This is a genomic window from Bradyrhizobium mercantei (assembly GCF_001982635.1).
Classification (GTDB): domain Bacteria; phylum Pseudomonadota; class Alphaproteobacteria; order Rhizobiales; family Xanthobacteraceae; genus Bradyrhizobium; species Bradyrhizobium mercantei.
In genome coordinates, this window is record NZ_MKFI01000002.1 from 59,780 (window position 1) to 86,077 (window position 26,298).

At 58.2% G+C, this 26,298-nt stretch carries 24 protein-coding genes; 11 read left to right on the top strand and 13 right to left on the bottom strand.

Translation table 11 applies throughout. The features are described from left to right. Window positions 1-72 precede the first annotated feature (72 nt). The gene (gene asnB, locus BI327_RS07970; RefSeq protein WP_076859419.1) at window positions 73-2,004 is read right to left on the bottom strand and encodes an asparagine synthase (glutamine-hydrolyzing); all 1,932 of its coding nucleotides are present in this window, start codon (window positions 2,002-2,004) and stop codon (window positions 73-75) included. Between the two features lie 750 nt (window positions 2,005-2,754). Here asnB and cysD point away from each other — a divergent pair. The 7 genes from cysD to BI327_RS08005 all read left to right on the top strand — a co-directional run bounded on the left by cysD (window position 2,755) and on the right by BI327_RS08005 (window position 12,463). Continuing rightward, entirely contained in the window at window positions 2,755-3,693 is a 939-nt protein-coding gene (gene cysD / locus BI327_RS07975; RefSeq protein ID WP_076859421.1) for a sulfate adenylyltransferase subunit CysD, read from the top strand. Next, window positions 3,693-5,567: a sulfate adenylyltransferase subunit CysN gene (gene cysN / locus BI327_RS07980; protein WP_076859422.1), complete on the top strand. Its 1,875-nt coding sequence runs from the start codon at window positions 3,693-3,695 to the stop codon at window positions 5,565-5,567. The genes cysD and cysN overlap by 1 nt, the downstream gene beginning before the upstream one ends. 460 nt (window positions 5,568-6,027) lie before the next feature. After that, window positions 6,028-7,044 (top strand): glycosyltransferase, encoded by a 1,017-nt coding sequence (locus BI327_RS07985; RefSeq protein ID WP_083741979.1) that lies wholly within the window; start codon window positions 6,028-6,030, stop codon window positions 7,042-7,044. 7 nt (window positions 7,045-7,051) lie between these two features. Further along, window positions 7,052-8,644, top strand: coding sequence for a glycosyltransferase (locus BI327_RS07990; protein ID WP_076859426.1), 1,593 nt, complete (start codon window positions 7,052-7,054; stop codon window positions 8,642-8,644). A 70-nt stretch (window positions 8,645-8,714) separates the two neighbouring features. Continuing rightward, window positions 8,715-9,491 carry an ABC transporter permease gene (locus BI327_RS07995; RefSeq protein ID WP_210191180.1) on the top strand — a complete coding sequence of 259 codons (777 nt, stop codon included), beginning with the start codon at window positions 8,715-8,717 and terminating at the stop codon, window positions 9,489-9,491. 7 nt (window positions 9,492-9,498) lie between these two features. After that, window positions 9,499-11,430 (top strand): ABC transporter ATP-binding protein, encoded by a 1,932-nt coding sequence (locus tag BI327_RS08000; protein ID WP_076859430.1) that lies wholly within the window; start codon window positions 9,499-9,501, stop codon window positions 11,428-11,430. After that, window positions 11,366-12,463: a sulfotransferase family protein gene (locus BI327_RS08005; RefSeq protein WP_083741982.1), complete on the top strand. Its 1,098-nt coding sequence runs from the start codon at window positions 11,366-11,368 to the stop codon at window positions 12,461-12,463. Before BI327_RS08000 ends, BI327_RS08005 begins: the two co-directional genes overlap by 65 nt. A gap of 423 nt (window positions 12,464-12,886) precedes the next feature. Here BI327_RS08005 and BI327_RS08015 read toward each other — a convergent pair whose 3' ends face one another. The 3 genes from BI327_RS08015 to BI327_RS43510 all read right to left on the bottom strand — a co-directional run bounded on the left by BI327_RS08015 (window position 12,887) and on the right by BI327_RS43510 (window position 17,203). Beyond that, complete coding sequence (locus tag BI327_RS08015; protein WP_076859435.1) at window positions 12,887-14,305, bottom strand: SEL1-like repeat protein; 1,419 nt, start codon at window positions 14,303-14,305, stop codon at window positions 12,887-12,889. Further along, entirely contained in the window at window positions 14,271-16,958 is a 2,688-nt protein-coding gene (locus tag BI327_RS08020; RefSeq protein ID WP_076859437.1) for a hypothetical protein, read from the bottom strand. The genes BI327_RS08015 and BI327_RS08020 overlap by 35 nt, the downstream gene beginning before the upstream one ends. 119 nt (window positions 16,959-17,077) lie before the next feature. Then, on the bottom strand, window positions 17,078-17,203 hold the full coding sequence (locus BI327_RS43510; RefSeq protein ID WP_283807769.1) for a hypothetical protein: 126 nt from the start codon (window positions 17,201-17,203) through the stop codon (window positions 17,078-17,080). 633 nt (window positions 17,204-17,836) lie between these two features. Here BI327_RS43510 and BI327_RS41515 point away from each other — a divergent pair. Beyond that, on the top strand, window positions 17,837-18,076 hold the full coding sequence (locus BI327_RS41515; RefSeq protein WP_143271554.1) for a hypothetical protein: 240 nt from the start codon (window positions 17,837-17,839) through the stop codon (window positions 18,074-18,076). 86 nt (window positions 18,077-18,162) lie between these two features. Here BI327_RS41515 and BI327_RS08030 read toward each other — a convergent pair whose 3' ends face one another. Then, window positions 18,163-18,357: a hypothetical protein gene (locus BI327_RS08030; protein ID WP_076859441.1), complete on the bottom strand. Its 195-nt coding sequence runs from the start codon at window positions 18,355-18,357 to the stop codon at window positions 18,163-18,165. A 446-nt stretch (window positions 18,358-18,803) separates the two neighbouring features. On the opposite strand from BI327_RS08030, the gene BI327_RS08035 reads away from it, so the two are divergent. Then, the gene (locus BI327_RS08035; protein WP_076859443.1) at window positions 18,804-19,733 is read left to right on the top strand and encodes a phosphatase PAP2 family protein; all 930 of its coding nucleotides are present in this window, start codon (window positions 18,804-18,806) and stop codon (window positions 19,731-19,733) included. A 246-nt stretch (window positions 19,734-19,979) separates the two neighbouring features. Here BI327_RS08035 and BI327_RS08045 read toward each other — a convergent pair whose 3' ends face one another. Further along, window positions 19,980-20,237 carry a hypothetical protein gene (locus BI327_RS08045; protein ID WP_076859447.1) on the bottom strand — a complete coding sequence of 86 codons (258 nt, stop codon included), beginning with the start codon at window positions 20,235-20,237 and terminating at the stop codon, window positions 19,980-19,982. Window positions 20,238-20,972: 735 nt separating this feature from the next. On the opposite strand from BI327_RS08045, the gene BI327_RS08050 reads away from it, so the two are divergent. Beyond that, complete coding sequence (locus BI327_RS08050) at window positions 20,973-21,161, top strand: hypothetical protein (protein WP_076859449.1); 189 nt, start codon at window positions 20,973-20,975, stop codon at window positions 21,159-21,161. Window positions 21,162-21,196: 35 nt separating this feature from the next. On the opposite strand, the gene BI327_RS08055 is transcribed toward BI327_RS08050, so the two are convergent. The 7 genes from BI327_RS08055 to BI327_RS08080 all read right to left on the bottom strand — a co-directional run bounded on the left by BI327_RS08055 (window position 21,197) and on the right by BI327_RS08080 (window position 25,148). Continuing rightward, complete coding sequence (locus BI327_RS08055; protein ID WP_076859451.1) at window positions 21,197-21,610, bottom strand: hypothetical protein; 414 nt, start codon at window positions 21,608-21,610, stop codon at window positions 21,197-21,199. Between the two features lie 181 nt (window positions 21,611-21,791). Further along, on the bottom strand, window positions 21,792-22,064 hold the full coding sequence (locus BI327_RS41520; RefSeq protein ID WP_143271555.1) for a hypothetical protein: 273 nt from the start codon (window positions 22,062-22,064) through the stop codon (window positions 21,792-21,794). 6 nt (window positions 22,065-22,070) lie between these two features. Continuing rightward, on the bottom strand, window positions 22,071-22,652 hold the full coding sequence (locus BI327_RS08060) for a pilus assembly protein N-terminal domain-containing protein (RefSeq protein ID WP_076859453.1): 582 nt from the start codon (window positions 22,650-22,652) through the stop codon (window positions 22,071-22,073). Window positions 22,653-22,752: 100 nt separating this feature from the next. Next, window positions 22,753-23,181 carry a hypothetical protein gene (locus tag BI327_RS08065; protein WP_143271556.1) on the bottom strand — a complete coding sequence of 143 codons (429 nt, stop codon included), beginning with the start codon at window positions 23,179-23,181 and terminating at the stop codon, window positions 22,753-22,755. A 68-nt stretch (window positions 23,182-23,249) separates the two neighbouring features. Next, a complete protein-coding gene (locus BI327_RS08070; protein ID WP_076859456.1) occupies window positions 23,250-24,443 on the bottom strand; it encodes a hypothetical protein in 1,194 nt (397 codons plus the stop codon). Between the two features lie 197 nt (window positions 24,444-24,640). After that, window positions 24,641-24,898 (bottom strand): hypothetical protein, encoded by a 258-nt coding sequence (locus BI327_RS08075; RefSeq protein ID WP_076859458.1) that lies wholly within the window; start codon window positions 24,896-24,898, stop codon window positions 24,641-24,643. A gap of 55 nt (window positions 24,899-24,953) precedes the next feature. After that, on the bottom strand, window positions 24,954-25,148 hold the full coding sequence (locus BI327_RS08080; RefSeq protein ID WP_076860677.1) for a hypothetical protein: 195 nt from the start codon (window positions 25,146-25,148) through the stop codon (window positions 24,954-24,956). 357 nt (window positions 25,149-25,505) lie between these two features. Here BI327_RS08080 and BI327_RS08085 point away from each other — a divergent pair, with 357 nt between their 5' ends. After that, window positions 25,506-26,075 (top strand): hypothetical protein, encoded by a 570-nt coding sequence (locus BI327_RS08085; RefSeq protein WP_076859460.1) that lies wholly within the window; start codon window positions 25,506-25,508, stop codon window positions 26,073-26,075. The last annotated feature ends 223 nt before the right edge of the window (window positions 26,076-26,298 follow it).

Below are 26,298 nucleotides of genomic sequence, written 5' to 3' on the forward strand. Positions count from 1 at the left end.
ATGATTCACAGAGGTCCACCCGTCGGATGGTAGCGGTGCGGAAACATGTGAGAAAGTAAATGGGGTGTTCGCTCATACCGTGGCGTGATCCCCCCGGAGGAGAGCTCGATAATCGGCGCCCCGATCGTGGAAGGTTTGATACCAGAGTTCCAGGCTCAGCAAGCCCCAAGTCTTGCGGGAGAAGGGCTGAGCTTGGCTGAAATTGGCGAGCACCGCATCGGCGTTGATGAACGGACGCCTTCGTTCCTTCATCGTGCCGAATATCTCAGATATCATGTCGTTAAGTGGTCCCGCGAACCACTCTTTGAGCGGCACCGGAAAGCCCATCTTGTCGCGTCGATCGAAGATTTCCTGCGGAACAAGATCCGCGAAAACGTCCTTCAGCAGTTGTTTTAGTCGTCCGCCGGAGAACTTGACGTCGGGCGGCAGCGTCGCCGCAAACTCAACGAGAGGGTGATCGAGAAAGGGCACGCGACTTTCCAGGCCGTGCGCCATGCTCATGCGATCTTCAACAGTGAGGAGCCCGGGCAAGAGACACTTGAAGTCAAAATGCGTCATCGCATCGAAGTAGGCTTGCTTGCGTACGTTCTTGCTGTTGTTGAAGATGCCACGATACGAGTCCAACACGGCCGCCATATCGAGTTCGTCCCAGACGACTTCCTCTTTCATGTCGTTGGCACGGTTAATGAGCCGAAAATAGCGATCGTCCATTGGGCCGAATAGCCCTTCACGCCAAAACTCGCGCATCAAAGGCCAGTAGTCGCGCAACAGGCCCAGGTTAGGCACGATGGATTCTATCGTGACGAGATAATTCCCATTCTTGTAGGAGCCGTCGGTTGCCGCTTTGATGCATTGCTCGAAATACGCGAGAAGATAGCGCGCATAACCACCAAAGATCTCGTCACCCCCTTGTCCGCCGAGGACGACGCGGACTTGGCGCGACGCTAAACCCGAGACCATGTACTGTGCGAATGAGCCTGGCCCGGCAACAGGGAAATCCAGGTGATAGATAACGTCGCGGATGTGACGACGGAAATCGCTATGGCTGATGTCTTTGACGTGGAGGTTTCCATCCACCACCCCCGCCGCCGCTTGGGCGTAGGCGCTCTCGTCATATCCCGGATATTCGGTGAAGCGGCCGTGGAAAAATTGCCGGTTCGCACCGTCGGAGCGTCCGGACATAATTCCCAGAAGACTCGAATCGACGCCGCCCGAGACATAAGCGCCCACGGGAACATCGCTGCGCAAGTGTAGCTTGACGGACTCTTCCGTGATTTCCCGAAGCCTGCGCTGGAAATAGGAAGAGTTATGATCGTGGTCGATCTCGTAGTGGACGTCCCAGTAACGCTTTACCGAGACGGCGCCGCTCTCGACCACGAGTAGATGCCCCGGTGGCAGTTGCTTGATTCCACTGAAGAGCGTGTTCTCGCCGATGCAGCATTGAAAGGTTAGATATTCAGCGAGTGCTGTTCGGTCAGTCTCGATGTTCGGTAGGAAAGGCAGAAGCGCCTTTGCCTCCGACGCAAAATGCAGCACCCCATCCACGATCGCATAGTAGAATGGCTTGATGCCGAACCGGTCGCGTGCGCAAAAGAGGCGCTGCTTGCGCTCATCCCATAAGGCAAATGCAAACATGCCGCGCAGATGGGTTAGGCAATCCATGCCCCAGCGATCGTAGGCCGCAAGTACGGCCTCGGTATCTGTCCCGCTGCGAAACGACCAGCGACTTGCCAATTGGTTTCGCAGTTCCAGAAAGTTATAGACCTCGCCGTTGTGAACGATGCAATTGCCGGACGGCGCCTGCATCGGTTGCGCGCCAGCTTCCGACAGATCGAGAATGCTGAGCCTGCGATGGGCAAACCCGGAGCCCCGTCCGTCGGCAACCCAGACGCCGCTTCCATTCGGTCCGCGATGAGCGACGAGTCGGCTCATGACCGCCAAACGCCGTTCGATGTCCTTTACGGGGCTGCGGTCGATCGCCACAAGCCCGGCAATCCCACACATGCGCTAGCTCCCGCTCTCACAGGCGTGAGGTAGGACAACCATACGCTTCTGGGGAGATTCACTGGGCCATGCGCACACTGGCAACCTCGTTCACTTTCAAGAGCAGCAATTTGAACGTCGCCAGTCGTTCTCTGCTACGGGCTTCCGGGCCCGACAGAATCGCTACCCAGCTGATTTAGATAAATTGGGATTGAAGGTCGTGCCGGAAGGCGTGATGCCGCCCAAGCACATAATACAAACGATACAGATCGCTCCCGCTCCAGTTGTGGCTAGGGCATCGGCCATGGGCTGTCAATTACTTTGTAATGGAAGAACCATCTGCCTAGACTTTTGGACAATTAAGCACACGCTTGCGCAACGCCGCTGCGGGCGCCAGAGACGCGGTCGCGGTTAGATGAACGAATGAGCTTGGCCGATGTGTCCGTCTGTGTGCGTCAATTGCTGAGAGGAAGATGGTACCGACTTTCAACGCAGTTCCAGTTGCCGACGTCGCGGCGCTCGGCGGCGACGACATACGAAGAATGATTGCCCACGCTGCACTGCGGTATGATATCGCTATTCTCAAGGAGCTTCCCTTGACGAAAGACGGGTAGCATTTCTGTGCCTCGCAGATGCAAGCTCGAAGGCCGTTGGAGTTCGCGAATTTTCGAGTATGAACCTGAGGTCCCCGAGGAAGGGAATCGTAAACACTAGCCGAATTGGCGGATCGCCCTTTTGTCCGATGAACCAACCGCCCGGAGAGGATGCGTAATGGATACCTCAGCATCAAGAACTGGGGTGCATCAACGCAAGCTTCCAAAGCAGCTCAGACGCCTGGAGGCCGAGTCCATTGAGATCATGCGCGAGGTGATCGCTGAATTCAAAAGGCCGGTCATGCTGTATTCGATCGGCAAGGATTCCAGCGTTATGCTGCACCTGGCGATCAAGGCATTCCATCCCGCGCCGCTTCCATTTCCACTTTTGCACGTCGACACGACCTGGAAATTTCGCGAGATGATCATGTTTCGCGATGAAACCGTACGCCGTCTTGGCGTCGATCTCCTGGTTCATACCAACCAAGAAGGTTTGGCTCGCGGCGTCGGCCCTATTGTCTCGGGCTCTTCGGTTCATACCCAGGTCATGAAGACGGAAGCCCTCAAGCAGGCGCTCGATCTCCATGGCTTCGACGCCGCATTCGGCGGAGCCCGGCGAGACGAGGAAGTGAGCCGGGCCAAAGAGCGTATCTTTTCTTTCCGCTCGCAGGGCCATGTCTGGGACCCACGCAACCAGCGCCCCGAATTGTGGAGTCTGTTCAACGCCCGCATCCGGCCGGGCGAAAGCATTCGTGTGTTTCCGCTATCAAACTGGACCGAACTCGACATCTGGCACTACATCATGCTGGAGGACATTTCCGTGGTGCCGCTCTATTTTGCCAAACCGCGTCCGGTGATCCGGCGCGACGGCACGTGGATCATGGTGGACGACGATCGTTTGCCGCTCGCCCCGGGCGAACGGCCGGAAATGCGGTTCGTTCGGTTTCGAACTCTCGGCTGCTACCCTCTGACAGGCGCGATCGATTCCGGCGCCACGACTCCCGAAGCTATTCTCACGGAGACGCGGTCGGCGCGCGCATCCGAACGCCAGGGACGCCTCATTGACGGCGACGAGACGGCATCCATGGAGAAGAAAAAGCGAGAAGGCTATTTCTGATGGACGACACCGATCATCCAGTCGTCGAATCGGGCAAAGACCTCTTGCGCTTCCTCACGTGCGGATCTGTGGATGACGGCAAATCCAGCCTGATCGGACGGCTCTTGCACGATTCACGGCTGATCTTCGAGGATCAACTGTCCGCATTGGCACGGGACTCGGTCCGACACGGCACCCTCGGAGATCAGATCGACTTTGCTCTTCTCGTGGACGGCCTCGAGGCGGAACGAGAGCAAGGCATCACGATCGATGTCGCCTATCGGTTTTTCACCACGGCGAAACGGTCCTTCATCGTTGCCGATACGCCGGGTCACGAACAATACACGAGGAACATGGCAACGGGCGCGTCGAACGCCGACCTTGCGATCGTTCTGATCGACGCGCGCAAGGGGGTTCTGGTCCAGACTCGACGCCATTCGTTGATCTGCTCCCTGCTTGGCCTGCGTCATGTTGTGGTCGCCGTGAACAAGATCGATCTCGTTTCTTATCAAGCCGACACCTTCGACAGGATCGTCGTTGAGTACAACGCTTTCGCGTCGCGGCTCGGTTTTTCGTCGATCATGCCAATTCCGATCTCGGCGCGATATGGCGACAATATTACGAGCAGGTCGGAAGCTACGCCCTGGTATCGCGGCCCGGTTCTGCTCGACTATCTCGAGACCGTCGACGTCGAGACCGAGGCCCTGGCAAAGCCATTCCGGTTTCCGGTGCAGTGGGTCAATCGGCCCAATGCGGATTTCCGCGGCTATGCCGGAACTCTCGTGTCGGGGACGATCAATACTGGCGATCCCGTGGTCGTCGCGGGTTCTGGCCGAACCACCTCCGTAAAGCAGCTTCTGGCCTATGAAGGGCCGCAGACCTCGGCGGAGGCGGGTGACGCCGTCACGATCACGCTGGAGGACGACGTCGACATCGGCCGCGGCGATCTACTGGCCGGCCCGGCGGATCGTCCTGAGGTGTCGGATCAATTCGCAGCGCACATCATCTGGATGAGCGATCAAAAGCTCATGCCAGGTCGCTCCTATCTGGCGCGTATTGGCACCAGAACGACGCCGATTACAGTGACTGGGATCAAATACAGAATTGATGTCAACACCGGCAATCACCTTGCGGCCAACACGCTCGGTCTCAATGACATCGCATTTTGCAATCTGGCGACTGGCGCGCCGGTCGCGTTTGACCCGTACGATCAGAATCGCAAGACCGGTTCGTTCATCATGATCGACCGGCTCAGCAATCACACCCTCGGTGCAGGAATGATTGCCTTCGGGCTGCGACGAGGCACCAACATCCACTGGCAGGCGACGCTGATCGGAAAATCCGAGCGCGCCACGCAGAAGCGTCAAAGGCCCGCGATCATCTGGCTGACCGGTTTATCGGCCTCAGGTAAATCGACCATCGCAAACATGGTCGAGCGAGCGCTTCACGCCGGCGGCTATCACACGATGCTGCTCGATGGCGACAATCTTCGTCACGGACTTAATCGCGACCTGGGCTTCACGGAGGCGGACCGGGTCGAGAACATCCGCCGTGTCGGCGAGGTCGCCAAGCTGATGACGGATGCGGGCCTGATCGTGCTGTGCTCGTTCATCTCACCATATCGCGCAGAACGCGAGATGGTGCGGGGCCTGGTGGCGGACGGAGAATTCATCGAGGTATTCGTCGACACGCCGATTGAAGAGTGCGCCCGGCGCGACCCCAAAGGTCTCTACGCGAAGGCGAAGGCCGGCACGATCAAGAATTTCACCGGCTTCGATGCGCCCTATGAAATCCCGCAATCCCCCGAGATACATTTGCGAACGATAGGCCAGCAGCCCGAGCAGCTGGCCGAACAGCTTTTGAGGACGTTGGCCGAGCTCGGTATTGCTGGGTAGATTGTCTCAATCCGCCGCCCGGTGGGCGGATAGTCTCTCCCGGCCAATGGCCGCAATTGTGGGGACTTAAGACTTTTGGCCTACCTTGTCTCCGATCCCGGACGAACAGGCGCCGCGTGCCACACATCGCCCCCTCAGCTGAACTAACTTGGTCACGCCGTCGAGGAGATCTTCATCGAGGTTCCGGGAGACCCGGCGAGGCGGGGCGGTGTGTCTTCCCTCTGGGGTTGTGTCCGCTCCTGCATCCGGCTATGTTAGATATCCGGTCGTTTCGATCGGCCCTCCGATACCTCAATCTAATGCCCGACCGGTAAGGTGACGGTATTGGTCACGATGAAATCGCGGGCGACGTAACGAATGGGTCGAGTTCTATTTGCTGCAATGAATTGTATTGGCTAACGCCGCGGGCGTTTTTACGCAGGCGGGTGGATCGGGGAATGGCGCGGTCAGCGCAAGTTAGATGAGAATTTTTCACGGACTGCAGAACATTGGCGGAATGGCAGGAGTACTAGCCGCTGCCCAGCGATCGCTTGGGCACAATGCCGTCTCGTGGTGCCGGACAACGGGATTCTTTGCCTATCCTGCCGATCGACTGCTGTCGGCAAACCCAATGATCCGCGCCGGCGAAATGCTTCGGCTTTTTCTGCTGGAGTCGGCGAGGTTCGACGTTTTTCACTTCTACTTTGGCGAATCGCTTACGGGGCCACATCTGCTGGATGTGAAATCGCTGGTTGGTCGCGGAGCGAAGGTGTTCTTCTATTTCTGCGGCTGCGATATCAGAGACGCCAAGCATGTGGTCGCGACCCAATCGATCTCGGCCTGTGCCGAATGCTGGCCGGTTGCATGCAGCGCCAATCGGGCGTGGGCCCGCAAAGTCGCTCTTGAGCTTGGAACCGGCACGTTTGTGAGTACTCCGGATCTGCTCGAATTTCTGCCTGGCAGTGTCTTTCTGCCTCAGCCAATCGTGCTGTCTTCGCTCGACTCGATCTCGGCGCTAGAAACGGCGCCGGAGGACAGGGACCCCAATATTTGCAGAATCGTTCATGGTCCCTCCAGCCGGATGTTGAAGGGAACCAAATATTTGCTGGAGGCGGTAGAAAAGCTGCAGGCCAAAGGCTGGCCGATCGAATTGAAGCTGGTCGAGGGCATGAAGTACAGCGATGCGATGCTGGCGTGCCGCAACGCGGACATCGCGGTTGACCAGTTGTTGATCGGTTCCTACGGGCAGTTTGCCGTCGAGATGATGGCGCTGGGCAAGCCGGTGATATGCCGCATTCGTGACGATCTGAGACAGTTTTATCCGGATGATCTGCCGATTGTTTCGGCCGACCCGAACACCATCGAACGTGTCTTGAAGGACTTGGTCGAGAACAGGTCCCGCTGGAGCGAGCTTGGGCGCCAGGGACGAAAATATGTCGAAGCGATCCACGATAGCACAGCTGTCGCCCGCCAAGCGCTGCAGCACTACGTCAAGTAGAATTCCGATGCGTATCGTGATGATCACTGACGACGTTGAGATTGACCGGCGCATCTTGCAGGAGGCCGAGAGCCTGATTGCAGTCGGCCACGAGGTTATCTTGATTGCCGGCCAGGGCGAGGGACGGCCGCGTTTTGAGTGGATCGACAAGATCAAGGTTGAACGTTTCTCGCCGTCCGATCAACTTCAGCCGGTCTTTCCGACCGTCGGCGACGTCAATTTCGTCAAGTATCGATTCGCGTGGATTCGACGCCTCGAGGCTTGGTACCTGGCTTACAAGGTCTCGAAATATTGGGCTCGGCTTTTCTTCCCATATGCGAAATCGATCGCGGTTAGGAAGGCGAGATCTTTTGCCCAGGCGGCCAAGCGATTGGTGGGCGCGATCGTCCGTACAATCGTGGCGGTGCTGCGGTCGGTACGTGCCGGCATCCGCTCGGTACGTGCCCGCATCCGCTCGGCTCTGTCGGCCGTGCGGTCCGGACTAGCCGCTGCGCTCCGTCATGCATGGCGTGGCCTCTCGTCGGCTCTACGATCGATCCGCCAGCTGCCGCGGCGCCCGAAGGTGTCGGTGCCGGTTCCGGTAGCAGTCGCTGTGGTCGAAACGGTGGCGGAGCCCTCGGCACTCAGCGCGCATGAACGACATCTGCTCGCCTGCGTTCGCCGGTATAATCCCGACGTGGTGCATGCCCATGATCTTCCGATGCTTGGCGCCGCCGTTCATCTCAAGCGTGAGCTCGGCGTTCCCGTCATCTACGATGCCCACGAGCTCTATCCTGAAATCTGTACGTTGTCCGCAGAGGACAAGGCGCGGCTCGATCGGAAGGAGCGGGAGCTGATCCGCGAATGCGACACGGTCATCACCGTCAATCCGTTGATCGCGACCGAGATGGCCAACCGCTATGCGATCGCCGAACCCGCCGTCGTCTTCAACGCGTCGTGGAAGCCTACCGGCTTTGATGCCAAACAGCCGCATGCGCTCCTGAGAGAGCATTTCTCGATCTCGGATCGCCATCAGATCCTGCTGTATCAGGGATGGATGTCCAAGACGCGCGGCCTGCAGAAGCTATGTGCGGCGATGTCCGGCGTTCGCGAGGATGTCCATCTCGTTTTCATGGGATATGGCGAAGCAAAGGAAGAGCTCGAGGAGATTGCACGATCTCGCAATTTGACCGAACGGGTGCACTTCAAGAGCACCGTTCCTCAATCAGAGCTGCTGTTTTGGACGGCGTCGGCGGATGCCGGGATCATTCCGTACCAGAGCATCGATCTCAACAACTACTATTGTTCTCCCAACAAGCTGTTCGAGTTCATTCTCGCGGGTCTTCCGATCATCGGCAACGACCTGCCGTTCCTGCGTTCAATCATAGCGGGTGAGGGATTCGGCCTGGTGCACCGCTTGGACGAGGAAAGCGATTATTCCGCGGCCATCAACGCGATGTTCGATGCCTCAGCGGGCGGGCCGGCCCGGTTCCGGCCGCGGTTGCTGTCGGAGCAAGATCGCTATTCCTGGGATGTCGAAAAATCGAAAATCCTCGATTTGTACAGCCGTCTGGGTCTCGATGCTGATAGCGCGAAACGCCAGATCGGCTACAGGGGTTGATCGCGATGTCGACTGCTTTCCACCGTTCGATGGCATCGATCGTTCGGCCGCGGATTCCATGATGGCCTCATTGACCGAGCTGTTTCGGCACCGATCCCTGTTGTTTCGCGTCATGCTGGCAGAACTCCGGAGCCAGCATGCCAGCACGATCTTGGGAACGGCCTGGGTTTTCCTGTATCCGTTGGCGTTCTTGTCCGTCTACGCGTTCGTGTTTCTGTTCATTCTGAATGTGCGACCACTTGGATTTACGCCGGTGGGGTACGTGCTGCTGATCTTCTGCGGGCTTGTGCCGTTTCTGAGCGCGTCGGAATCCATTACCGCAGGAGCCTCTTCGGTCCTCGGCAATATGGGCTTGCTGAGAAATACGCTGTTTCCCATCGAGCTTGTCCCGGTGAAGACGGTTTTGCTCAGCCAGGTGCCGATGACGGTTGGCGTTGTGATGATCATCGTCGCGACCACCGTGTCGGGGCACACCAGCTCGACGTTACTGCTCCTGCCGCCGGTGTGGGTGTTGTTCATCTGCTTCCTGACCGGCTTGGCGTGGACCTTGAGCGTCGTGACGGTTTTCGTGCGCGACATCATCAGGATTTTGCCGATCGTGATATTGCTGTTGATGATGGTGAGCCCCATTGCGTACACGATCGAGATGGTACCGTCCGAGCTGCGTTTCGTCTGTTACGTGAACCCGCTGGCTCATTTCATATGGGCGTTCCAGGACATCCTGGTGCGAGGGAAGGTGCCTGCGGCTGGCGTCTGGGCCGGAATAGTCGCTTGGGGCGTCGTGTCGCCCTTGATCGGCTACGGGTTGTTCATGCGCGCCAAGCGTGAACTGATCGAAAATCTCTAGGTTCGTCATGCAAGAGCCGGCAATCTCGATCGAAAATCTTGGCAAGTTTTACCGGGTCTATGGAAGCCCGCTGGATCAGTTGCTGCACATTTCCGGCTTTAGTGCGAGCCCGCTACGCAAGCGTGCGCTGTTTCGTGAATTCTGGGCTCTTCGCGAATTCGATCTCCGCGTCGAGGGCGGCGAGCGGCTGGGCGTGATCGGAGAAAACGGCTCCGGAAAAAGTACGCTGCTGAAGTTGATCGCCAACAAGCTGGTACCTTCCGAAGGTACGATCAATATCAGTGGCTCAGTGCAGGCACTTTTCGAGGCCGGGACCGGCTTCCATGCCGATCTGTCCGGCCGCGAGAATATCCGGGCCTCGCTGGCCTACAACAATTTGCCTGCGGCCAGTGTCGCTGCCCACGAAGCCGACGTCCTCGACTTTACCGAATTGGGCGCCTTCATCGATCAACCGATCAAGACCTATTCGTCGGGCATGCTGGCGAGGCTGGCCTTCGCCGTCGCTACGTGCATTCGGCCCAAAATTCTGATTGTCGATGAAATCCTCGGAGCTGGCGACGCGTACTTCGCGGGAAAATCGACCGAACGCATGCGCCAGTTGACAGAGCGCGACGACATGACGGTCCTGTTCGTCAGTCATGATCTCGGATCGGTGCAGCGGCTGTGCTCCCGTGTCATCTGGGTCCGCAACGGCCGCAACTTCATGTCGGGTCAGCCGCATGTGGTGATCAAGGAATATCTGAAGTTTATCGAGTCAAAAACCGAACAGCGACTGCGGGCCAGGGAGATGCGGCTGTCCCGTACGCAGCTTCAGGCCATGGAATCGCTGGAGGCATCGGCGGTCCCGCTGCTCCTTCGCCTGCGTACGACGGAAAAGGGCCCACAGCGGGCTTACGGGATTGGTGGCTTTGAGCTTTCGGCCGAGGGGCGCCCTGTCGCGAGGCTCGAACTCGGGGCGCCGATGGACAACAGTGTCGGCAGCGGCAGTTACATTGTCGACGACCCGGCCAACAACAATTGGGGCCGCTCGGTTCGTTCGCAATACGGTCTGACGCGGCAGTACGGCAATTTCGGGGGTAGGGACGGCCACGCGCCCTTTGTACTGTCGGTTGACGCAGCTGATTGGGCGAATGGGAGGTCGTTTGCGCTATCGATCGTCCACGAGGCCGCGTCCGACGAAGCGATCTACGTGGATTATTGGTCGACGCCTGCAAATAGCTATGTGACGCTCGGTCAGCTCGGAGCCGACGGTGCGGGCCTGATAACGACGGTGCTCTCGCTTCCTGGCCATTTGATCGAAGAGGGGATCGAGGCGGACAACGCGCCGTCGGTCGCAGTCGTCGAAGCTCCACCGCCCGCCGATGAGCCCGCTGCTGCAATGGAGACGGAAACGGCGACGCCCGTTGTGACTTTGACTGAACGCCCCGACGGGGCTGGGCGAGACGTCTTGCGGATCACGAGCGTCGAGTTCATCGATGAGCAGGGAATCTCGAAACGAGTGCTCGGCCTTGGCCGTCCGCTGACGGTCCGAATTGGTTACGAGACCAAGCGGAGCGTGGACGATCCCGTCTTTGCGGTCACGTTTTTCGGGCTCGACGGCGTACAAATGACACATCAAAATACCCGTCTACTTGGCCTCGACATGGGAACTGTTTCCGGACGTGGCTCGGTCGATTTCCGGTTTGATCCGTTCCGGCTCGGCGCAGGCGAATATCTGGTCTCAGTCGCCGCTCTTAAGTTCCTCGACATCACAAATTGGGGAGATCCTCCGCCAGCGTACGATCGCCATGATAGGCAGTACGTCATATCGGTGACGGTCGACAGCCGTCACTTCAAGAACCTCGGGCTGGTGGTGCAGGACTGCAGCGTTTCGCATGTTGCGGCTGCGCCGGTGGACCTGGCCGGGGCAGTGCGTGTTGGGACAAGAAATGACGGTTGATGCTCCTATCCTGATCGGCTCGCCGCCGAGCTCCGGTTCGACCCTGCTGAGCGTGATGCTGGATGCGCATCCCGACGTCGCCTGCGGACCGGAACTCTGCATCCTTGGGCATCCGTTGCTGTATCGCGACTTCGATCTGTTTCGCCGTCTTGCGATCGGGATCTACCTGTCCGGAGGCTTCACGTCGCGCGACACGTTTTGCAACGTCAGCGCGGGCCTGTCGCCTTACGCCTTTGCGTATGACGACAATTTTTCGTTCTACGGATTTGATCAGGGGCAGGTCGTCGAGATATTCCAGCGCAATCGCAACGTCGACGATTTCCTTTCCGACCTTTTTGGTCCGTTGCTCAAGTTGGAGGGAAAGAGACGCTTCGCCGAAAAATCGCCCACGAACATTTATGCGGTGCCGGAGTTTCTCGACGCGCTTCCCGCCGGTCGCGCCATCTGCTTGATCAGGGACCCGTTGGACCAGATCTGGAGTCTGAAGCGGCGAGGGTTTTCGTTTGGCCGGGCGTTGTCGATATGGTTGGTAGAGACGGCGATTTGCCTCGAGCATGCCAAGCTGGATCGCGTGATGCTGGTCCGCTTCGAGGAGCTAGTTCGGACGCCGGAGAAGATCTGCGAGGATATCGAGCACTTCCTCGGCATGACACCGGCTGTGGGGCAGATGCTGGATTACGTCAATCGGTCGAAGCGGGTGAAGGTTGACTCTTCGATCGGCCTCGCAAGCTGGTCGCACAATCCGCGCGAAGCGCTGTCGAGCGGCTCGATCGGGAATGGCCGGCCCAACCTCCAGCCTCAGGAGATCTATGCGATCCATCATGCGGCGCTGACCGGCGTGCCGGACGGATTGGCGATCCGTGCGGGAGAGACTGCAAAACTGGTGATCGAGCGTTGCGGCTATGATGTTCCATCGTGCCCAAATCTGGATGTGTCGTCGGCGCGGTCGTTCCTTGCGTCGGAGGGACTTCTGAGTGGCAGCAACACGCCACCGACGAATTTTCAGGAGCGGATGGTTTGCTGCCCGGTGTGACGGGGCGGTGGCGACGTCCGCGCAGGCGACCAATTTCGACCGGTCCGGAGCCCTTGGTTTACAATCCGGCCATTCCGACGGAACAAAATCCTGTAGTGGATTCAATGCCGCTTAGGGCAGTTAATTGTCGGAATGGTCATTGATTTTCCTACGATTTCACGCGTCTCTTAATCAGCAGCTCTGTCGGAAGTTTCCGGGTGGTAATTGATACGACTGGAGGCGAATTCGGCCAATTTTTCCAAACACGGCTTGAAATCGTTGAATGATCAAGCAGGTTTTGATTCCGCTGTGCTTGGGCTCGCTCACGCCAAACGTTGGCATGAAAATCAAGATCCTGCGGTTCGCTTCGGTGTTCGTTTGGAAGCCGTTCATTCGGAACAGCGCGCTTGGTTGGCCCTCTGTAGCGGTGGCCAACGAAGTGTCTCATGCCAAGGATCGAGCGAGGTAGTGTAGTTGCCGAGAAAAGGCGGTAGCGCTCCACGCCGTTTTGCCCGATCCGCAGGACCCTTTTTGAAAAGTACCTTTGCGCCCGAAATGCACCTCAACCTGCTCTTGGCCTCCGTAACCCATTGATATCGCATCAAATGCGGGCGCCCTCCGAGCGCACCATAAACCCACCACGCAGTACGACAGGAAGGATGCGTACCGAACCGGAGAGGGATGAGCAACATCGGCTGGGATCGATACGTCAGAGGCTCCACTGTCAACAACGAAGTTTAACTTCAGAGTGCCGTTTATGAGAGCGGGCACGTAAAAGGTCCCATTGCCTGAAACCATCCTCACGTGCGCGTCGCCCGCGGATAGTTCGGTCATTATCTGAGGTGCCGCGGGCCAAGGGACGCCGAGACGGGCCAATGCCGCCTGGGCAAAACGATTTCCGTGATCTGCGGCTAACCTGTACAGGCGGACTGCTTCGCGCTCATCTTTCACTAACCCGCCATCGCCGCGCTCGTATGCAGCTCCTAGATTTGCCTGACCTAGAGCGTTGCCACCATCCGCAGACATTTTGAAGAACCGTACAGCCTCGACAACATCTTTCGGCAGTCCTCCGACTCCACCCAAATAGGCAAGTCCCAGATTCGCCTGCGCCTGCGCATTCCTGTGTTCTGCTGCAAGTTTATAAAGCCGTACTGCTTCGGTCTCGTCCCTAGTTAAGCCACCGGAGCCGCGCAAATACGCCACGCCCAAGCTATTTTGCGCCTGATCGTTGCCTTGATCAGCTGACAACTTGTAGAGACGCACAGCTTCACGATCGTCTCTTGCTAGACCGCCCTCTCCACGCTCATAGGAAAATCCGAGGTTCGCCTGACCAACGGCGTTACCTTGATCGGCCGAAAGCTTAAAAAGTCGTACGGCTTCATGCTGGTCTTTTGATACCCCAGCGTGACCTCGCGCATAGGCGAGTCCAAGATAAGCCTGTCCGAGAGCATTATCTTGGTCGGCCGATAATTTGAACTGTCGGCCCGCTTCACGTTCATCTTTGGTGACTCCGCCGCGTCCCTCGAGATAAAAGAGCCCGAGATAGACTTGCGCGAAGGCGTTACCGCGCTCTGCGCCTGTTCTGTATAGACGGGCGGCCGCATACTCATCTTTGGCTAAGCCGCCACGTCCCGTTTGATACAATCTGCCGAGATTGTATTGCGCCGCCGGGAAGCCCTGATCTGCGGAAAGCCTAAAAAGACGGGCGGCTTCAGTATCATTTTGGGGAAGCCCGCCACGTCCCCCTAGATAAAGAACTCCAAGGTCGTTTTGACCTTGCGCATTCCCGTGATCTGCAGCGAATTTCGAGAGGCGGAGCGCTTCGGCGTCATCCTTCGGGATCCCGCATCGACATTCCGTCACGCATGTGCTCGAGCACGGAGTGGGTCAGAAACATATCGTTAGCGGCCCACATGACGTGGCTTGAGGCCTTGTAAACAGCTTTCACGAGATCGCTCGGACCGACGCCGAACTGGCGCGCTATGGGGTCCCACTTTGATGGGTTCTTTTCGACGGCCTCTCCAAATCCCTTGGCAAGGTTGTCGAGCGCGTTGCGCGAAATAACTCCGCCGTAAATCGTTCCGGCTCCGCTCTCACGCAATTGTTTCTGCAATTCGTCTTGCGTGACGACAGACTTGATCGCCTTCAGGCCATCCGTGGCAAGGCTCTTATAACCCCCGGTACCGGGGAGCCATCGGAAACCGCGCTCAACGAACCAGTGGGTGCCCACGTTGTTGATGTGCGCCGTCGGCATCCAGAAGATCGTCTTAGTTACAGCTTGGCTCAGTTGGCGCAGTCGATTGATTGCAGGATTGTTGATACCGGGCTGCGCAAAGTCATCCATGACATACGCAAGCTGTGGGTCCATTCGCCAGTTTTGAAAGTTTTTAAGAGTTGTCTCGACGTAGTTGTCTGGCGCCTTCTCCCCTGGTTTTCTGGCGTACTTCAAAAATTCAGGATTTGATTTGAGATCCTGCAAGAACTGCAAATGCCGCGCAATCTCGCCAAGGTCGAGATTTGCTGTGGAGGCGGAGAGGGCGGCGTTGTGATAATATTCGGGCTTGCCACCGCCGACTACACGCGCGTGCTCTTCAATCTCCGGGGTCGTCGCTTCCTTCATCGTGAAGTCGCGGTGACCGAGCTGGTACTGCCCGCCGCTTTCGTATTCGAAGTGCGGGTCGACGACCTTCATCGGTTGGCCGTTGTTCCAAAGTGTGAAGCCGTCATGGTTCAACGAAATGACATAACGACGACCCTCCGGGCTTTCCAATGCGACGAACTTGCGATCCAGCATCGTACCGCGAGGACGCGTGGCCAGCGCATACGTGCCCTCGATCGGATCGGCGCTCTCACCAGGGTTCAGGATGGCTCGCTCTGGTGAGTTGCCTTTTGTAATCCGGTAGATGTGATCCTGAATCTTGGGACCAAGCATGTCGGGATCAAGCTTCGAAATGTCATCGAACAGCCTGTCATTTTCGTCGAAGAGAGGCTTCAGGTGCTGATTGTAGAGCGCCTGTTCATGCGGATCGAGCTGGCCGATCTTGCCGGCCTCGCGCGCGAAATACATTCGCTCAAGCGTCTCTGGGTTGTTCAGCTCTTTCGGCAGCGATGCAGCCCATTTTTGCAGATCAATGACGTGCTGCTCTTTCGCCTTGCGCACCTTGTAGAGCTCGTCTGAGAGCGAGCGTGCATATTCTTCCTGCGGACTGAGATTGTCATCGTGCACGCCGCGGGCGATATAGCTCTTGGTCGGCTTGCGCCCCGGCTCGAGGAACGAATGGAGAAAAGCCGATCCTTTGAGCTTGGACTTGAGGTCGTCGGCAATCTTGCCGTGGTCGACCCAACCGCCTTCGTCGTTCAAAAGTTTTTCCATCAGGCCGCGCACGGTGGGCGACTTGGGGGCGCGCATCGTGTCCGGAAGGTCGGTCTGCGTGTGATTGTCTCCGGATAGTCCTTCGGCGCCTATTTCGCCTTGGACTTTGTCGTCGCCGATCGCACGAGCCGGCATCGAGGCGCTGGGTCCAGGCTCACCGGGCCCAAGTTCGCCCGGCATCTCGTCAAACGACGGCAGCCGCACACCCTCCGCCTGTTGGGCGGGACGCACTATTTGCGGCTGGTCGGGCTCTTGCGCTGGCTGTGGCGCAGATTGGCGCGCTGGCTTCCCCTCAAGTTGGTCCAGCAACGCCGCTGCCGTCGCAGGGTCCACTTCACCGGTCGTCAGCATGTCCCCCTGTTCAGGGGGCGTACTCTCCTTGCCGTAAACCCGATCCGACCGTTCCGGGCTCGACTGTGGATTGCCGATCGTATCCCCAGTCTCCGGAGGGGCGGTCTGAACGGTCGCTGCTTCACCCTCCACAACGGGCTGCTGCGATACCTGCGCTTCCTCCTGCGCTGGTTGAGCGGCCGGGTTGAGATCGACATTGGGACGGCCAGCGACGCGACCAACCGCGCGAGCGCCAGCACCGGACAGGGCTTCACCAACGCGGTTGAAGCGCGGAAACGCTGCGCCGGCTGCGCCTGCGACCGCCAGCTTCGTCGGATCGACCGTGCCTTCGCTGTAGAGTTCCTGCCCGGCTTCGAAACCGCCCATGAGCGCGCCGCCGAGGACACGCTCACCGACGCGAGCGCCCGCTGCGGGAGACATCGTTGCGATGGCCGGAGCAATGCCGCCGACAAACGCTGTCTTCGGATTCGCCTGGATATTGGCGGCACGCTGCGCGTCATCGTTGAACCCAATGGCATTAAGCGCGATCGACTGCGCCCTATCGATCGCCGTTGAACCGCCGATCATGCCGACCAGTCCGCCGATGATCGGTCCGGCCGGAGCAAGGGGGCCAAGGAATGGTGCCGCCGCCGTACCTAGTGCAACGCCGGCTCCGGCACCGCCAATGCCGCCCGCCGCCGGTAGCACGCCATGTGCGGCCTCACGCCCGAACGTCTTCAGTTTGCTTTCGGCTTGGGGACGTTGTGGCGCGCTGTCCGGCATGTCGTCGAACGACGGCAAGTCATCGAACATGAGGGGACGCTGCGGATTATCTCTATGCACCGACCTAAGGTAGGCGTCAGGATCAAACGGCTGCTCAGTACCGGGCCACTGCTGCGCGGAGCGCGGCGCAGCAGAACCGCTCGGCAGGCCTACGTCCTGATCAGACAGATATTGGCGAGTGCGGCCTTGCAGTCCAACGTCTCGGTCAGATAGGTACGCTGGCGCCGCAGATGGGCCTCGTTGAAGCCGGCGGCCACCTCCCTCTGGAAGATCATCGAACATGAGGGGGCCAGCGCTGCCAGACTGGGGTGGAGCGTCGGACCCGTCGTCCGGCATGTCGTCGAACGAGGGAAGGCGATAATTCTCGGCCATTGCAGCATCTCTCTGACGGGATCATTCCTCGTCCGAGCGTGCGTCCAACTGCGTTTATAGGAGCTTTGTGGCCTGCGATTGGGACTCCTCCAGAATCGGACGACGCAGTGGTTTTACGGAGCGCAATTTGTGAACTGGTTCACAAATCAGCGGCGTGAGGGCTGCTAGATCGTGCCTTGCTGGGGGATTTCAGGGGCCCAGTATCAGGGCGCCGTCGGGACAGCTCATTTCGAGCCCGGCGGCGTAGCTTTTATGGGGGACAAAATGCCGAGCCAGAAAGACGGGGAGATGGTGAAGATTGGCTTCACTGTAGCAGCTTTCATTGTCTCCCTAATTTCGCTGCAGACCTCGCTTCAAACGAGAAAGCGGATCGATGACGACGATTTCGAGGGTTTGAAGACTGACACCGCCAAGCTAATGAGAAAGAACATCGTCGCCGCGGAAGCGTTATCGCGATCAGGGCTCGACAGGGGAACTCCACTACTATAACTGCATGAGCTGCTTTTTTACTTTTTCACTATTAGGACTGTGGGCAGATGGTCGCCGACGATTTTATTACCTCCTATCATTTCGGAGGCTGGGACTTTGGAATTGATCCGGATGGCAATGTCATTATGACAGTCATCTATTTGGATCCCAAAACACAACCAAAAAGCCAGGCAGAATTGGACGCTGCAATTCGCAAGATCAGCTTCCGGATGCCAGAAAACTCGCTTTCAGAACTTGGCGGCGCTGCCCTGCGTGCCTCGGAATTTGCTTCCAGTCGCAGGAATTAGTGAGCCAGTTACGGCGCTCCTCGGCCGCAGGTCCGATCGTCATCGGTTGATCTTGGCTTCCACGTTTCAATCATCGGTCAACGATCCTATTGCGCTGGATCGTAATTCACGTTGATCCATTGGTTCGGGCCGAACACGTATATAACTTCGCCGTTCGCCGTTACGATCAGCGAACCATACTTGATGTCAATGCCGAGGTTGGCACCTTTGATGAGAACCGGTCCTTGCGACCGATAGACGGTATAAGCCCCTGCGCCAGCGGTCGCGACGACTTCCTTCATGTTGTGCTTCCCCCCAATCTCAGTCGGTGATGATGGTGCAACCGAAGGACGAGCGCAAGCCTAGCGCGTCGTACAAAAGTGGTCGGTGTTGGCGCGAAGCGGACAGCACCGACGATTTATGAGTACGCGTCCTAGGGCTAGCTCGCAGCAAATGGCGCGAAGGGCCAAAAGCAGTCGCTTCCGATGGTCGCGCCCACCGAGTCTCGCATTCGAAGCCGACCTTAGTCTCTGTTTGCGAACTGAAGTATGAAGAGGTTACCAGGCAATACAGAGTGCAGTCAGGCAACTTGCATGGCGGCCGATGATGCGCGCGCCAGTCCTTTTTTGCCTGGACGCCTGGAGTGTGAGGGATTCACAGTAAACGAGATCTAACGGGGTAGAACTCCTATTGCTCACGCATCGGTTGTGGTGCTACGTTCGCGCTATTTTCGGGGCGGGTACATTTTATGAGCAAATTGGAAGGGGTGACCTCCCGGTCGCCTGCGCTTGGTCTTGCCGACAATCAAGAGTTTTGGAAAATCGTCGTCGCCGTCTTCGCGGTTGACGTGATTTGGCTGTGGTCGTCAGGCATGCGTCTAACCATCGGCTACATACCTGCGGTGGTCTTCACCATGCTGATCGCCACCTATTTGTTTTATACGATCGTGCGACCAAACGAGCGGCTGGCCGCTCTTGCTCTGATGTTCTCGCAGTTTTCCGCCTTGACCAGTGTCAACGTCGTGCTGATCTACCTGACGGCGACCTCAAAATTTAAGTTGACTGATAACTACCTTGCGGCGGCTGACGCCGCCATTGGGTTCGATTGGCTCGTGATGTTCAACTGGGTGCAGACTCATCCGGTGATAGATTTCATCCTCATCCTGGCTTACGCCAGCATTACGATGCAAGCTTGCGCTATGCCGGTCATTCTCAACATGGCTGGCCGACTGGATCGGATGTGGGAATTTCTCTGGCTGTTTTCGGGCACGCTCTTGATCATCTCTTTGATTGCATGGTTGCTGCCGGCGGAAAGCGCATGGGTTTACTATGGTGTGGCCGATCTCACGCGCGCCTATCACCTTGCTGACTTGACCGCGCTCCGCACTGGTCAGATGCGGGAGATCGTCTTAGCCAAGGTGGTTGGATTGATCACATTCCCTTCGTTCCACGCCGCGCTGGGGCTGATCCTGATTTACGTGACCAGGGGAATTAGGATCCTGTTTCCGATCTCACTGGCGTTGAATGTGCTGATGATCCTGTCGACGCCCGTCGAGGGCGGACATTATCTGGTGGATGTCCTGGCCGGACTGGCACTGGTGCCGGCGGTGATTTTGATGATCCAGCAATTGAGGTTCAAGGTGAAAACATTCGGCGGCCCCATTCGCGCGCAATCTTGAATCCGTGGAGCATTCAGCCTTGGCTAGCCCTCCCGCGGAGGTGGCCGGAAGGTTATGCAGCGGCCTATTCCCCGGCTCGGAAGCCCTTTGGCAGCCGTGGCATCTTGCCTTCGTCCGGCTTGTTACAGGCCGGGCAGGGCGCTCCTGCAGCGCCGCACCGGCAGGCGTGGTTGCCGGTCCAGGGTTGGTCCGGATGATTCTCGCAGACCCAACCAGTATCGTCGCAAAGCATGCATGCCGGCTCGGTCATCGCATCAGCTCGAACAGCTCGAGGACGTCGGCGAGCCGCAGCTTGGTGCCCTTCGGCATGTGCTGGATCAGGATGTGCCGAGTGTCCGCAGCGATCTCGTCCCGCTTGAGAGGATCGTACTCCGCTTGGAACAGCCGCATGTTGGTGGCGAACTGCCGGGCGACCTCAGGCGGGATTTCCAGCGGCTTTCGGGTGATCGGCATACCCTGAAGATAGGTATCCGGGGCTGGTTTGGCGAGTTCCGTATAGACCATTGGCCCATTGCTCTGCGCAGGCCTATTTGGGGAAGCTCACGTCACGCAGCGGCGACGCTACAACGCTTGCGGAACTACAGCACCAGCGCTGGGTAGGGGCGCTGGTGTTTTTTATGATGTCTTCCCGGCTGAAGTACCCGCACGAATGTGCGGAGGAGGCTGCTAGCTGGATCACGGAGCATGCTCGAGCCCGCGACGGAAAATGGCACCCTAATAATCAGCCCGGCGGTCGACCGCGACGGGGCAGCTTGGGTCCAATTATTTTGTCCGCCGCCGCGCGAAGAGCGCCGGCAAGTTTCATTGCTTCATTCCGGGCAAGTCCCGGTGGCAAAATCCTCGCCTTGTCGAGAGCATCGATCGCTTCAGCATCAAGGTCGGATGCCGCGAACCCTTCAACAGTTTTCCTCATTGCCTGCCCGCTGTGCGATACTTACCCTTGGTAAGTTGTACGATACGGCATCGGGTCTCCTGAAACTGTGATGACCTTGCAACATCACAATTGTTCCGTTGTGCATTCCCTCTGTTTGAACTTCACATCCCGAAGAATTCCTCGTTTAGATATCGGCGGACCTTCGACAGCGAATTTATTTCCAAGACATTCATTTGAGATTGGGTCCCAAGAGGCCGCTATCGGCGGCCAGCGGCCTCTTCGCTTACTGACGTCATTTGATTGCAAAAGAGAGATTCCGACGCTGAGCTGCGTCATTCCGCCTGCATTAGGTCCAGGAGGACAAAATGATTGAAGGACTCAAACCCTACGTGGCATTCGGCGTCGATCCTGCGGGCGTCGCGCGCGCGACTTACGAATTCCGTTGCAACGACGACGAAGAAGCGAAGCGTCGAGCTGAGGATTATCTGGATGCGCATGAATTCATCGAGTTGTGGATAGACTGTAGGCGGATCGCGCGACTGAAGCGTTCTTGAACACAGCCAGAGAGAGAAGACTTCCTAGCCGGCGGCTATCTGTCTCCCAGCCACCATGTCGACGGTGGATTCATGGTTGAAATCTTTGTGGTCCGCAAAGCCACGAGGTTGCCGCGCTTGAACGGAAAGCCGTTCGATCGAGAGCACTGCCTGCACCGCATGTAGCGCTCGAGCTCGTGGATCGGTGTCCATTTCGGCCGGCGCACGATGTCGAGCGCTACGGCCTGATGGGTCTCGCAGCCGAGACACTTCACCTCGAGATAGCGGTAGCTGGCGTTGAGCGCATCGCCGAGGGCAGGGGACGGCTGGGCCGGTCCCTGAAAGGCGAGCATGCGGGCATTCCGAGCCTGGCAAGCCAGCCCGTCGGCGTCCCGTCGCGCCTCTGTGGCCCGTTCGGCCAGATGCCTGACCGTTGCGCCGAACATGTACTCTCGGGATTTCGAGCCCATTGCACATGATCGCGCCAAATCCCTCGGGAGAGAAGCCGCTAGGGCTATCGGGCAGCCTCCACCATGCCTACAACGACTTGGTCAACGGTCGCCGGCTATGACAGTGGGGCGGAGTGAGAGGTGCATCAGGACAAGTTAGCAAATAGTGACGGACCCGAGTAGCCCGTCACCTTATTCACTATTAGTCGTGATGACAGACGAGCCTTCGAGGAGGATTCGGCCCATTCTCCGAGATCAATTTCGATGGATGGCGTGGAGAATTGAACACGCGCTCCGCCAGATCACCATCGCAACGCTTGATGATCGTCACGTAGTCGCACGTTTCCCAAGCAGCCGGACGACGTAGATGGGGATTCTGATCCGGACACGGCTTGTCAAAGCCCATATAGCCGTCAACAGCCCACGCCGATGAGGATAGCGATGCGATGAAGATCGCGGCAAGAAATTGCTTCATGTGAGCCTACCGCTGCTTCTGCGGGTCGGTCTGATCCAGACCGGCCGCCTGAGCGGCAGGGCTGATCGGCTGGCTGCACCCGGTGGAATTGCAAGAGCGCTCAACAAAGTCCACCGACGAATCTGAATTGCCGCCGCCTTTTGAATCGCCATTGACAATCGTGACGATGGAATTTCCGCCGGATTTTTTGGCTTCACTCCAGCCATACGTCCTCACAATGTGAGGAGCATCGCCTTGGGTTTGGTCGAGTCCTGGCGAGACAGTTACGTGCGCGATGTACATGACATCGCCATATTGATTGACCACAACGAGGTCGGTCGCGCCGGGCGATACGCCGGTTACGGAAAGCAGGAACTTGTCGCCCAAGACAGATGATCGGACGACGTTGTTCACGCTGGCCTGGATATCTCCGATCATCCTGTTGAACTTGATCAGCTTGGCTTGACCAAGCCCGACTTTGACCTGTTCAACGGCAGAGATGATCTCTCCCTTCATGGGAGCACCCTGCGACGGGTCTTTGGCCGTCGTCTGTGCCTGGACAGAAAAGGGCAACGTCAATGCGAATAATGCAACTGCGAAACGGATCATAAAAAAATCCCCGCCTATATGAAAGGCGGCAGGGTACCACCGTAACCGGTGGTTGTGTCAATGGCTTAAATGCAACGGTGGTTAAGCTACGACCAGCTCCTTACAATCGGTCGGGAGGCGTTCGCCTGACCAAACCATCCGGCAGGATCAGTGCAATCGGCTTTCCGCACTTCCTCGCATAGCGCACGGTGTACCACGTTCCGCCGCGTGGCTGCTCGTCGAACTCAGCCGGCGCGGCAATCAGGGCAACAGTGTCGTCCACGATGTCCCGGTTGCGGGTTAGATATGGCCTCTCAGGACGCATTAGATGGCTCGGGGAAGAGCACCACGCGCGTTTGGTGTGATTGGTCGGCGGGTGCAAGATAGGAAGCAGGCCGCATTCCTCCGCGATCTCATGGGCCTCCGCGTCGGCTCCAATGCAATCGCCGTGATGCAGTTCGCCTTTGACGTCGGCCAGGATCGTTCGGAGTGCCGTCTTCTGGGCCCCCGTCATGCCCTTGCTGGTGCCGCTAAAGCCGATGTTGGCCACCTGAGGAGGCTCCTGACTTAGGTGAGGGCACCAGGCAGCCGAAGCCGCCCGGCGCGAGACCTTAGACCTTAGATGTGTTCCCACAGAGTCTCCGAAACCGTCTCGACGCGCAACATGGTGCTGTCGAGATATACCGGTGCGTCAAGCGAAACCGGGCACCGAATGTCACCGAAGGCCTTATAGGAGAACTGCCGATAGCTTGCGGAGAGGAAGCGCGGATAGGCGGCCTTGGCATCGGCGAGATCAAACTCGCCCTCCAGCGCGGCCAGGCACATTGCGCTGACGATCTCCTTGCGGCGCTCGAAGTCGATATTGCGGGGCACGATCTGATCGATTGTAGTGTAGACCTCGTGCGGTTGCGCCGCGATGATACCTGTCAGTGTCGGTCCGCGGTCCACGATCCCCCGCGGAGTGATCAACTTTGGCCGGTTGGCGCGCATGGGCGCGGTCTTGAGACCTTTGGTCCAAGCCAATGAGTGAACATAAGACAACTCCCGGCCGGTCTCTTCGGCGACACGCCGTGCAGTCCATTCGGGGTGCGCGGTGATGACTGCTGCGATTTCCGATCCAGACATGTAGCCCGCAGTCTTTGATTTCCACGTCCCAAGGCGCGATCGGTGCTTCGCGTCGGTATTGACCGCGGACTGATGCCGAACGCGCTCATTGAGGCCCGGGTCTTTGCTCAGGGCAAACGCAAGCGCTTCAAACTTTATGATCCGAGACCGGTCACCTCGCCGCGTTGTCACCTCGGAGATCGTCATGCCCTTATTCATGATGCAGTCGGTTGCGGTCTCGACCTGCTCCGCGGTGTATTTGTAGTTCGCCTTCTCGTAGGACGCACGCCGGCAGGCGCGGCAGGTGCGTCGTGGTGCGCCGGTTTTGGAATCCCGCTCCATGAGAAGGTTGTCGCCGGAGAAGGGATGGCCTTGCTTGCAGTGGGTTTGCTGCGCTTTCAGGGCGCGCGCCGCATTGGCTTTGTTCATCCGACCATTATGGTTGGAAAGGGCGGTGATGCGATTCCACCATACCGGATTGGAAGTCTCGCACTCCTTGAAGGTGAGCATCTTTGGCGCTGTCAGATCCAGTGATCGGATCGAGCCGCCGTTGAAGAAGTGCTTTTCGATCCCGGCTATGTCGCTGTCAGTTAGATCGAAACAAATCCTGCATCGACGGTACGGGTAATTGCCTTTCGTCGAGAACCTGAGCTGAGTGTTCTCCAGTGTGAGCTCGTGACCGTACCTGCAGTGGGTAGTGCCTGCCATTGGATCGCTCCATCATGCGCAGGATGCGCATGCGCGGAGCCCAATCCTGAGTCGCGTCGATGGAGTGTTCCGATCAGGTCGGAATAGCTGCGAAAATGAAGCGCGGTCGCCTTACGTCTTAATGGCGGCGTGACCGTAGCGGTCACTTCTTCGCCTTCAGCCCGATCTCGACCAGCCCGGCGGCCCGATACGAGTAGTCATCCCTCAATGATGAGGCGACCCAGGAACGCATTGCAAGCCCGTTCGGCTTCAGCGAACGTGCTGAAGGGCGATCCGGACACTTGAAGCGCGGGCATATTCAGAAAGTCTGGACGGTATGACGCAACAAAACCCGGCTCTCCATGCAAGCCTGGTCCACTTCGGCTCTCGTTGCTGATAACGAATGAATAGTCGTCGCTGCTTGCGATCCACATCTCCAGATCGCCAGTTTCGACGCGGCTGAAGTGCAGGGCCATTTCGCCCTCCACTGGGAGGCCAAACTTGGTCCTCCGTGGTTATCCAGATGGACGCTCAACCTGCTTTTGTGTGGTTGGCCGCTTCAGCTTCCCGCGCCAGCCGTTCTGCTTTTAGGCGCTCTCGATTATCGTGGAGCGCTTTTTGCTCTTTGGCGTAATCGGTCGTGGCTTCCTTCGCCTTGACCGCTTTGAATATCTTGTGGGCCTCGCGCTCTGCAGCTGTCGTTGTACGCCGCTCTCGGTTGATCATTATGACCTCCCACTTGGGGCTCAATAGTCAACGCGCGGAGAGGGCTTTCGATCCTGTCGGCCAACTCACCTAACCTTCGCCTTCAACCCAATCTCGACCAAGCGGCGGATCGCTTCTGGGCGGGATGGATCGTCATCCTGGCTCTCGCGCCAGCGGTCGATCGCCCCCGTCAGCGTGTCGTCCATCCGAACAAGCTGAGGCGGCTTACGGCCGCCCGTTGAGGGAGGGCCTCGTTTCTTTTTTGGGATATCCCGGTTTGACTTTGCCATGAAACTAGGATATCCCAATTGCAAGCCGAGGGGAAGGGTTCAGCTTCCGCCTCGGCTCTAACCAGGGCCACGAAGGAGTGGAAATCCAATGACCCAGGCTGACAGCGTGCTTAGCACGCCACCCTTAAGCACGTCTCCACAAACGCCAGCGGACTCCGCTAGTGCGCTCTTCCTCAAGACCGACATTCCCTCAGAGCAGATATTCAAGGCCATCTGGCGCCTCCGCCGTGAGGCCATGGACGAGATAGCCCGGCTGATCCGGTTTCTCGACGACACCGACAACCACATGGAGCGGGAGCCGGACGACGACGAGCCGTGGCTTGGTTTCCAGGAGGCGTTCCCCGGCCTTGGTGCGGGCGGTGGAGGCAGTGGCGACGATCGGGAAATGGACTTGGGGACCTTCGACCGTATGCTGGACCAGTCTCACGCCCCCCGGCAGTACCTCGGCGAGGAAACAGTCGTCCCCGACGCCGAGCACGACACGGCAGATATTGAGCCGAGCCTCGGCAGTCTTGACCAGAATGACAGTCAGGAGCGATGGGCCGCGGGCGGGCGACGCGATCTCGAGGGTGACCCGGCGGAGACGGGCATCGGGGACTATGACGGCTTGCTCGAGCAGGCTGGAATGCAGGACCCGTTTCAGGGGACCATGGGGTGAAGGCTAATGCCTCAGGCCGCCGGTTCTTACCGGCGGGCCTGGGGCCCCGATCTCACCACTTCGTGAACGTTTCGCCGGGGTGCAGGGCCGGAAAACCTGGATACCGACCCATTGAATGCGACTCGGCTGGGCCTGATCATGAATTTAATGATTTGCCCCATGGCCAATGGGCTAGCGCGGAATCCACCCTTTCATTGGGCCTCGGTTTCGCGAAATTAGCGAA

What these genes read in the sequence shown, in the direction of transcription:
- BI327_RS08000 (WP_076859430.1), top strand. Translation starts at nt 9,499, where the DNA reads ATGCAAGAGCCGGCAATCTCGATCGAAAATCTTGGCAAGTTTTACCGG.
- BI327_RS08055 (WP_076859451.1), bottom strand. Translation starts at nt 21,610, where the DNA reads ATGGGCTCGAAATCCCGAGAGTACATGTTCGGCGCAACGGTCAGGCAT.
- cysN (WP_076859422.1), top strand. Translation starts at nt 3,693, where the DNA reads ATGGACGACACCGATCATCCAGTCGTCGAATCGGGCAAAGACCTCTTG.
- BI327_RS08060 (WP_076859453.1), bottom strand. Translation starts at nt 22,652, where the DNA reads ATGATCCGTTTCGCAGTTGCATTATTCGCATTGACGTTGCCCTTTTCT.
- BI327_RS07985 (WP_083741979.1), top strand. Translation starts at nt 6,028, where the DNA reads ATGAGAATTTTTCACGGACTGCAGAACATTGGCGGAATGGCAGGAGTA.
- BI327_RS08050 (WP_076859449.1), top strand. Translation starts at nt 20,973, where the DNA reads ATGATTGAAGGACTCAAACCCTACGTGGCATTCGGCGTCGATCCTGCG.
- BI327_RS08070 (WP_076859456.1), bottom strand. Translation starts at nt 24,443, where the DNA reads ATGGCAGGCACTACCCACTGCAGGTACGGTCACGAGCTCACACTGGAG.
- BI327_RS41520 (WP_143271555.1), bottom strand. Translation starts at nt 22,064, where the DNA reads ATGAAGCAATTTCTTGCCGCGATCTTCATCGCATCGCTATCCTCATCG.
- BI327_RS08005 (WP_083741982.1), top strand. Translation starts at nt 11,366, where the DNA reads ATGTTGCGGCTGCGCCGGTGGACCTGGCCGGGGCAGTGCGTGTTGGGA.
- BI327_RS08020 (WP_076859437.1), bottom strand. Translation starts at nt 16,958, where the DNA reads ATGTTCGATGACTTGCCGTCGTTCGACGACATGCCGGACAGCGCGCCA.
- BI327_RS43510 (WP_283807769.1), bottom strand. Translation starts at nt 17,203, where the DNA reads ATGATCTTCCAGAGGGAGGTGGCCGCCGGCTTCAACGAGGCCCATCTG.
- BI327_RS08045 (WP_076859447.1), bottom strand. Translation starts at nt 20,237, where the DNA reads ATGGTCTATACGGAACTCGCCAAACCAGCCCCGGATACCTATCTTCAG.
- cysD (WP_076859421.1), top strand. Translation starts at nt 2,755, where the DNA reads ATGGATACCTCAGCATCAAGAACTGGGGTGCATCAACGCAAGCTTCCA.
- BI327_RS41515 (WP_143271554.1), top strand. Translation starts at nt 17,837, where the DNA reads ATGGTCGCCGACGATTTTATTACCTCCTATCATTTCGGAGGCTGGGAC.
- BI327_RS08035 (WP_076859443.1), top strand. Translation starts at nt 18,804, where the DNA reads ATGAGCAAATTGGAAGGGGTGACCTCCCGGTCGCCTGCGCTTGGTCTT.
- BI327_RS08085 (WP_076859460.1), top strand. Translation starts at nt 25,506, where the DNA reads ATGACCCAGGCTGACAGCGTGCTTAGCACGCCACCCTTAAGCACGTCT.
- BI327_RS08080 (WP_076860677.1), bottom strand. Translation starts at nt 25,148, where the DNA reads ATGATCAACCGAGAGCGGCGTACAACGACAGCTGCAGAGCGCGAGGCC.
- BI327_RS08075 (WP_076859458.1), bottom strand. Translation starts at nt 24,898, where the DNA reads ATGGCCCTGCACTTCAGCCGCGTCGAAACTGGCGATCTGGAGATGTGG.
- BI327_RS08030 (WP_076859441.1), bottom strand. Translation starts at nt 18,357, where the DNA reads ATGAAGGAAGTCGTCGCGACCGCTGGCGCAGGGGCTTATACCGTCTAT.
- asnB (WP_076859419.1), bottom strand. Translation starts at nt 2,004, where the DNA reads ATGTGTGGGATTGCCGGGCTTGTGGCGATCGACCGCAGCCCCGTAAAG.
- BI327_RS07990 (WP_076859426.1), top strand. Translation starts at nt 7,052, where the DNA reads ATGCGTATCGTGATGATCACTGACGACGTTGAGATTGACCGGCGCATC.